Raw genomic sequence first — 7,399 nt, 5'->3', positions numbered from 1 at the left:
GCGCTGTGCCTGCCGCGCCTGCTCGGGGCGGGGGGCGCGGGCATGTGGCCGGTGTTGCAGGGGATGCTGCTGTGCCCGCTTGTGACGGTGCTGCCGCTGCGGACCCTGCTGCGTGTGCCGGCCAGCGTGTCGCGCACGGCATGGGGACTGGGGGCGGGGACATGGATGCGTGTGCGCATGCTGTGGCTGCCCCTGCTGGGGCCGTCGCTTGTGCTGTCGGCCTGCGCAGGACTGGGTATGGGCATGCTGGCCGCCATGGTGGACGCGGGGGCGGGCGTTGGGACATGACGGAACGGGACATGGGGGCGATGGGCATGGAAAATGGCAATGAGGCAGGGGAGCGTCCGTTCTGGATGACCGTTCCGCTGTCGCGCATGACGCGCGCGCAGTGGGAATCCCTGTGTGACGGGTGCGGGCGGTGCTGCCTGCACAAGCTGCGCGATGATGAGACGGAGGAGATCGTCTTTACCGATGTCGCCTGCCGCCTGCTGGATACGAAGACGTGCCTGTGCACGGATTATCCCAACCGCCAGCGCAAGGTGCAGGACTGCATCAGCCTGACGCCGGACATGCTGGAGGAGATCGACTGGCTGCCGCCCACCTGCGGATACCGCCTGATCCACGAAGGCAGGCCCCTGCCATGGTGGCACCCGCTGGTGTCCGGGCGGCCCGAGACGGTGCATGAGGCCGGGGTGTCGGTCAGCGGCCGCGTCATCAGCGAGCGCCGCGCCGGCGCGCTGGAGGATCATATCGTGGAATGGCCCGGTGAGTGTCCCCCCGGCGCCGACAGCACGCAGCCCCCGGACATCGCGTCGCGCGGATGATGCGCGAGGATGGCCCCGAAACCGTGGCCATCGCCAGCGGGCAGGTCCCGGTATGCTGGCGTCGTTCGGCGCGTGCGCGGCGCATTTCCATGCGGATCGACGCCCGCAGTGGCCATGTCGTCCTGACCCTCCCGCCGCGTGCCCGGCGCGAGGACGCGCTGGCGCTGCTGCGGTCACATTCGGCATGGGTTGCCGCCAACCTTGCCCGCATACCCAAGGCCCCGCGATGGCATGACGGGGGGCAGGTACTGATCGACGGGCGGCCCCACGCCATCCGCCACTGTCCCGATGCCCGGCGTGGCGTGTGGATCGAAGGAGACGTGGTGCATGTCAGTGGGGAAGCCGCGTTTCTGGTCCGGCGTCTGACGACCTTCCTGCGTGAGGAAGCGCGCCTGCGCCTCGGCACGGGACTGACGGCGCTGGCGCGGCAGGCAGGGCTGCGTCCCACGCGCCTGTCGATCCGCGATACCCGCAGCAGGTGGGGTAGCTGTACCGCCGATGGGGCGATCATGCTGTGCTGGCGTCTGGTGATGGCCCCGCCGGAGGTGCAGCATTACGTGATGGCCCATGAACTGGCGCATCTGCGGCACATGAACCATGGACCTGATTTCTGGGTACTGGTGGATCGGCTGACACCGCACCGCCGCACCGCCGAAGCCTGGCTGCGCCGTGAAGGGGCCACCCTGCTGCGCGATATGCAGGAATAGGTGTCCCTTGTGTTTTTTGTGCCGAAATCTCCTCAAACCGTGGCAGGTTGAGTTGTCGTGCGTGGTGTGTGTGCTAGAAGATGCATGCGATGCGAGCTTGGCGGAATGGTAGACGCACGAGACTTAAAATCTTGCGCCCGTTAACAGGGCGTGCGGGTTCGAGTCCCGCAGTTCGCACCAGTATAACATATTGATATAATTGGCTTTTTTGGTTTTCGGAAACCAGAAAGCCGATTCTTCTACAATCGGCTTCTACAATGTGAGCCGATTACCGTGTTGATTCGATTGGATTCGGGATACCATTTCCGCAGAGCCGTCCCTTCACATATTCGTGATATTATCGGAAAAAGGGAAATATGGCATAGCCTTGGAACGACAAAGCGACACAAGGCAAAATCATACGCTTGCGAAATCTACGCCATCACCGAAAGGCTGTTCAGTTCAGCAACACGAATCATGGAAGAACTAACAGAAAGCGAAACATTCATCATGGACGAACTACCCGACGACGTTCGGGAGTTGTTCGCATCGCTTATTAAAACATACAGGCACGAAATACAGACCCTGAAAACCAAAAATAAGCAACAGGAGTTAAAGCATAATCTGCATGCCATAGAACTTATTCAAGAAACAGAAAAAGCCAAAGATATCGCAGAACAAGGCATCCACCTTCTTCAAAAAACCATCAAAAATATCAAACAGTTAAAAACACCAACCGCCACAGCTTTGGTGGATATTCAAAGCCAAATTAACGAGATGAAGGCTTTCCTAAAACCACAGGAAACAAAGCCCAGTCCCTTGTTTTCCGAGTCCGTCCCCATCTTCCTCGCCACTAAGGTCAAAGCCAAATCAACCGTCATTAAGTCATATCAAATGACCTTCAGGCGTTTCCTTGAAGTCTGTGGCGATAAACCTATCCGAGATTATACAGGCGAAGACGCAGGAGCGTTTAGGGCCTGTTAGGTCTTGAATGACAGAACGGACTGCATAGCTGTTTATGATGAGCATGATGCAGTCTGTCTTTTCTGATGCCGCCTGGTCCGTCTGGGAGCCTTTGATCGAGGAAGTCCGTCCAAAAGGGAAGACGCCACCGAAGAACCTTCGACGGACGATCTCCGCGATTTTCTGGCGCCATCAGAACGGCGCGAAATGGCGCGCCCTGCCATCTGAGTTTGGTCCGTGGTGGATTGCCGCACAACTGTTCATTCGATGGTCGAAGCTCGGTGTGTGGCAGCGCCTCTTTGAAAAGGTCAAAGACAGCGACCAGGCTCTTGGCATGGTTTTTCTCGATGGCACGACGATCCGTGCCCATCACAAGGCGGCCGGGGCCGCCAAAAAGGGGGATACAGAGGATGCGTCAGGGATCGTGAGGCGCTTGGCCGCTCACGTGGAGGCTTTGGTACCAAAGTCTGCGTAGCCGCGGACGGACGTGGCAGGGCACTGTCCTTCACGCTGTCGCCCGGCCAGGCACATGAACTGCCGTGTGCCTATGCCCTGCTCGACGAGTTGCTACACTCGCCGACATATGTCGTCTGTGACCGCGGATATGCCTCGCACAAATTCCGTGAAGATCTCTGGAACCGGGGATCTCGTCCTGTCATTCCGCCAAGGAAGAATGATCCAGAAGTCGCCTGTCCCAGATGGGCTTACAGACACCGGCATCTGGTCGAAAATCTGTGGGCAAGGCTCAAGGAATGGCGGGCTGTCGCGACCCGATATGAGAAGACCGCCGCATCCTTCCTCTCCGTCATCCTCATCGCTGCTACAGCAGACTATATCAAGACCTAACAGGCCCTAAAAGCCTTATGGAACAGTTGCCCGAAACCTACGGAAAACAACGGAACGATAACAGAACCATCCAAGAATTTGTCGAATACGCCAACCTGAAAAAATTGCCACGAGTTTCAGGAAAAGCCGTTAAAAATCATTTCACCCGCCTATCAGCATTTTTCAAACATTTCCTGTTAAGGGATATGGTGGATAGAAATGTATTCACAGGCGGGTGGCAATTCGACAACAAGCCAAAAACCAAACGTGTCCGATGGAGCGACACAGAATTAAAAACCATCACTGGACAGCCTTGGCAGTTCGGAACCATCAGCCATAAAACCGCGTCCATGATTGTCGCCATCGCGTCATATACAGGTATGAGACTGGAAGAGATTTGTAGGCTTAGACCCCAAGATATCAAAGAAATCAAAGGGGCTTATTGCATCATAGTCCAAGACCATGAGCCTATTAAAAACCAGCCTTGGACCGCATGGAGCGCAAAAACCGAGGCGGGAAGTCGCGTCATCCCTATCTGTTCAGCACTTCGTACCGCAGGCATCCTGGACCTTGCTACACGAGCCAGAAACCAAGGAAGACACTACCTGTTCCACGACCTACAATTCACAGGACAGGATAAAAAACGGTCAGCACATTTCCAAAGAGATTTTAGCAAGTTCAAAACCAGATTAGGAATCGGAAAAAGCGTCGTTTTCCATTCCTTCCGTCATAATGTTTCAACCAAACTTCGAAACATCCACGAACACGGAGAAGGCGGGTTAAGAGAGTCATGGATTGACAGTTTCCTTGGTCACGAAGGAAACAACAAATCCGTAGGTAATACCGTTTACTTCGATGACGTTGACATCGAAAACCTTACCAAAGTTGCAGAAAGCGTCACATACCCAGTTTTCTGGAATATAGAAAAATTATTCAAACCAAAAACATAAGGGGCATTACACCAGATTCCATGACATTCTTTGAGATGCCCTTAAGGTCGCTTCAATTTCCTTATAATTATCGGTTCTCAAGAACCATAACCGAACCTTTTTGTCATCAGAACAAGCATTATAAATTAGGTTATTTATACGGCAGTTCGTATGTTGCCCGTCTTTATAACAATTTTTCGGGGATATATTTCCATATCCATTATTAAATCGTTCTGAAAAGTTTTTACATTCCCCTACATAATTAGGAAGACCATCAACATCTAATATATACACACCCATCCAATTTAATTTTTTCGGAATATTGAATTTGCAAAATGGACCAATTCCATAACGATTGAGTGGTAAGCCCTTGATATTCTTATATCGAGATTGAGGCATTAAAGGATTAATGCTTCCGTCTTCGTTCTTTTTCGGTTCAATATCACAAATAAAATCAAATATATGACCGTCAACAGATAATTTGGTTTCCATATCACTACACATTCCCATTAAGAATATTCGCAGATATAACCCAATAAAAGAATATATAGACATGCTATTTTTTTAGAAGACGTATGCCTAACCAGAATATATGCAACAATTTTCTTGGATATTTCGAATAGTTCTGTTTCAATAATAGAAAAGGGCATCATCATGATGATGACACCCTTATATTTAAACCCGTGTTTTCCCGAAATCTTTGGCCGGACGAAAGGAGCACAACAGGAGACCTTTAATTATGAATATAATAAATAACACTGAAAACATCAAGAAAAAAATAACATTAGATGTAAAAAAGGTTTTTAAACCTAAATCAATGTTTGACCTTGCAAGAGAAGAAAACAAAAACAAATCAAAGATAACAGCAGTTAAAAAGCCTGAGTACACGCCATTATCCATGTGGCAAAAGGCAATGCAAGAACCAAAGCCCGTAAAACCCGTTATCAAACGGATAACAAGGACACACATCCCTGATTTATCAGGTCTATCAGATACCGACCCCGTGGACGTAATCAGGGATGACGGAACACCTGAAAGGTGGACAATCGGGGAACTGAAGACATGCCTGATTTCACACCTGAAAGAATACACAAGGCAAAGAAACACGTTCGCTTTCAATGTTTTAAAACAGTTTCCTGAGTTCCATGAAATCGAACCGATAACAGACCTGGAACCAATCGCAGATGATGACAGTGAACAGGCCATCAACTGGTATCAGTTCGGAAAAAATGGACATGGCAAGCATCACGGCAAACGCGAACACATTAAGCCATCATATGATATCAGCGACAACGATAGAGCCAAGAGGGCACGTCTATTTAGGAACAGGGCTATCCTTGCAGGGCTGGAAGACTTCGCAAACACAAACGGGTATCGCGCCACGTTCATAACCATCACATGTGACCGCGATAGCATTGCACAATCAAAGCAATGCGTCAGCGATTTGTGGAATGGTTTACAGAAAAAATTACGTAATAGGAAAATATTGAATTTCGGTATCAAGTCATTTGAACAACAAAAAACAGGAATATGGCATATACATGCTATCATATTCACACAAAAAATCATCATAAGCGACGTGGAAACAAACATATACCCGATGTATGCCAGTCATCCGCATGACGGTGGCGAATGCGTTCAGCGAATAGCAAAAGGCACGGCTATCAATGTCGGGAAATATATCACTAAAGCAATCGTAACCGATGACCATAACAAGCGGTCATCAGGGTTTCAGGTCATATCAGAATCAAGGTTCTTCGGCATCCCTAAAGGTGTCATCAAATCATACGACAAAGTTTATAAAACTTGGCACGATATCAAGGTGTTCGATGATAACCAGTTGTCAAAATCAGAACGTAAGATTTTGGCACATATTAAAGCAGAGATGACACCAGAACAGCGGAAACGGTTCAATCATGAACGATTCCTAAAATGTCACATACGCAAACGAAACATGATGACAGTTCTGGATAGCCTTGGCGCTTTCAAAGAAATCAAACGCCCGCCATGTTCATGGTCACAAATCAAACGGGTCATGACTGAAGGAGTCAAGTTATCGACCAAAAGGGAACAGTCAAAAAGTGACAGAAAACAAAGAGGTGTCGATAAGATGAAGAATATAAATAAAAAAGTATGGCAACCTGCAAGAGGACCACCAATGACGAAAATACACAATCACGCAAACCCGTCAATAGAAAAAAGGAGACATCAAATGAACAACACCAGACCACCGCACATCATCACAGGAATACCGCCACCATCACCAGACACCACAGCCATGCCCGCAAACGCTACAGCTACGTCTGGATGCCCGTAGAGGCACGGGAAGGGGACGCCCTTCCTTTGTCATCCATGAGCAGAAACGCACGCACACGGCAAAAAACGGGCGGTCATCAGGATTGGCATGAGCAATGCCAAGGCGTAGCCCGCGATAGCGTCATGATGCTGATGAAAGCCACAAAATTATAGCGGCAAGATTCCAAAAACATTGGAAAAAGATAACGAAAAATAGGGGGTCAACGGGGGAATATCATCCCCCCTTGCCAGGTGGTGAATGTGTAAACATTCGCCATGCCTGGCTATCCTAAAAACATACAGAATAATGATAACCACAATATCCACAGAGATGTCTTTTGAAGGACCGTGGAGAGGCACCAAGGTAAAAATCAAGTTTGGTTGCAACCAAGATTTTAGAGGCTTCCAAGACGCTTTAAAAGGCTGGAAATCAATCCAGCCTTTCATTTGCCGATAACTATATCACAGGAACATCAGAGCAGTTTCCACCGTTTAAGGAAACTTCAGCGGTAGGAGGACCACTAAGATGATGAACAGTTCCGTGTTGCGTCTGAACTGAAGTCTTCGGGAATGAAATTTTTGTAACATACGCACCAGGTATAGGAGCGCCTGTTGATTTATTCACCACTTGAGGAGTGGGTGTCAATTTCACAGCAATATCATTACAATTAACGGAATTGGTCATAACGTCCCTTTCATGCTTTAGAATTATTATAAATAACACTATTCCGGGTTATTTTTTATAAAATATAGAAATAACTGTATTATGTTTATTTTATATTTGCATGCCTTTGTGCCTATAATGGAGCCAGGCATGGTGAATGTTTACACATCCACCACCCGGCAAAGGGCTTCGCCCTGTTGAACCCATAAGAAG

The 7,399-nt window shown here is 49.4% G+C and carries 7 protein-coding genes, 1 tRNA gene and 2 pseudogenes; 9 read left to right on the top strand and 1 reads right to left on the bottom strand.

Annotated elements, in window-relative coordinates; all coding sequences use genetic code 11:
- The 8 genes and pseudogenes from HNH97_RS15560 to HNH97_RS15530 all read left to right on the top strand — a co-directional run.
- Positions 1–288: pseudogene (locus HNH97_RS15560) on the top strand (hypothetical protein); the annotation flags it as partial.
- Between the two features lie 26 nt (positions 289–314).
- Positions 315–824, top strand: coding sequence for a YcgN family cysteine cluster protein (locus tag HNH97_RS15555; RefSeq protein WP_407716833.1), 510 nt, complete (start codon positions 315–317; stop codon positions 822–824).
- Positions 824–1,531 (top strand): M48 family metallopeptidase, encoded by a 708-nt coding sequence (locus tag HNH97_RS15550; protein WP_110913637.1) that lies wholly within the window; start codon positions 824–826, stop codon positions 1,529–1,531. The genes HNH97_RS15555 and HNH97_RS15550 overlap by 1 nt, the downstream gene beginning before the upstream one ends.
- Before the next feature lie 91 nt (positions 1,532–1,622).
- A tRNA-Leu gene (locus HNH97_RS15545) sits at positions 1,623–1,711 on the top strand.
- A 93-nt stretch (positions 1,712–1,804) separates the two neighbouring features.
- Positions 1,805–1,966 (top strand): annotated as a pseudogene (locus HNH97_RS18405) (DUF6538 domain-containing protein); the annotation flags it as partial.
- A gap of 21 nt (positions 1,967–1,987) precedes the next feature.
- Positions 1,988–2,494, top strand: coding sequence for a hypothetical protein (locus HNH97_RS15540; RefSeq protein WP_171791490.1), 507 nt, complete (start codon positions 1,988–1,990; stop codon positions 2,492–2,494).
- A gap of 46 nt (positions 2,495–2,540) precedes the next feature.
- Positions 2,541–3,319 (top strand): IS5 family transposase gene (locus tag HNH97_RS15535; RefSeq protein ID WP_171791492.1). Its coding sequence is split into 2 segments (ribosomal slippage): positions 2,541–2,879 and positions 2,882–3,319, totalling 777 coding nucleotides; the frame shifts between segments, so codons are not numbered across the junction.
- 17 nt (positions 3,320–3,336) lie between these two features.
- Positions 3,337–4,248 (top strand): tyrosine-type recombinase/integrase, encoded by a 912-nt coding sequence (locus HNH97_RS15530; RefSeq protein ID WP_171791489.1) that lies wholly within the window; start codon positions 3,337–3,339, stop codon positions 4,246–4,248.
- Between the two features lie 6 nt (positions 4,249–4,254).
- On the opposite strand, the gene HNH97_RS15525 is transcribed toward HNH97_RS15530, so the two are convergent.
- A complete protein-coding gene (locus HNH97_RS15525) occupies positions 4,255–4,719 on the bottom strand; it encodes a GIY-YIG nuclease family protein (protein WP_171791488.1) in 465 nt (154 codons plus the stop codon).
- 247 nt (positions 4,720–4,966) lie between these two features.
- Here HNH97_RS15525 and HNH97_RS15520 point away from each other — a divergent pair, with 247 nt between their 5' ends.
- Positions 4,967–6,544 carry a rolling circle replication-associated protein gene (locus tag HNH97_RS15520; RefSeq protein ID WP_171791487.1) on the top strand — a complete coding sequence of 526 codons (1,578 nt, stop codon included), beginning with the start codon at positions 4,967–4,969 and terminating at the stop codon, positions 6,542–6,544.
- The last annotated feature ends 855 nt before the right edge of the window (positions 6,545–7,399 follow it).

The organism is Gluconacetobacter entanii (assembly GCF_013155425.1).
GTDB classification, from domain to species: Bacteria; Pseudomonadota; Alphaproteobacteria; order Acetobacterales; family Acetobacteraceae; genus Novacetimonas; species Novacetimonas entanii.
Note: the sequence above shows the minus strand (reverse complement) of the source record. Positions and strands in the feature narration are given on the sequence as shown.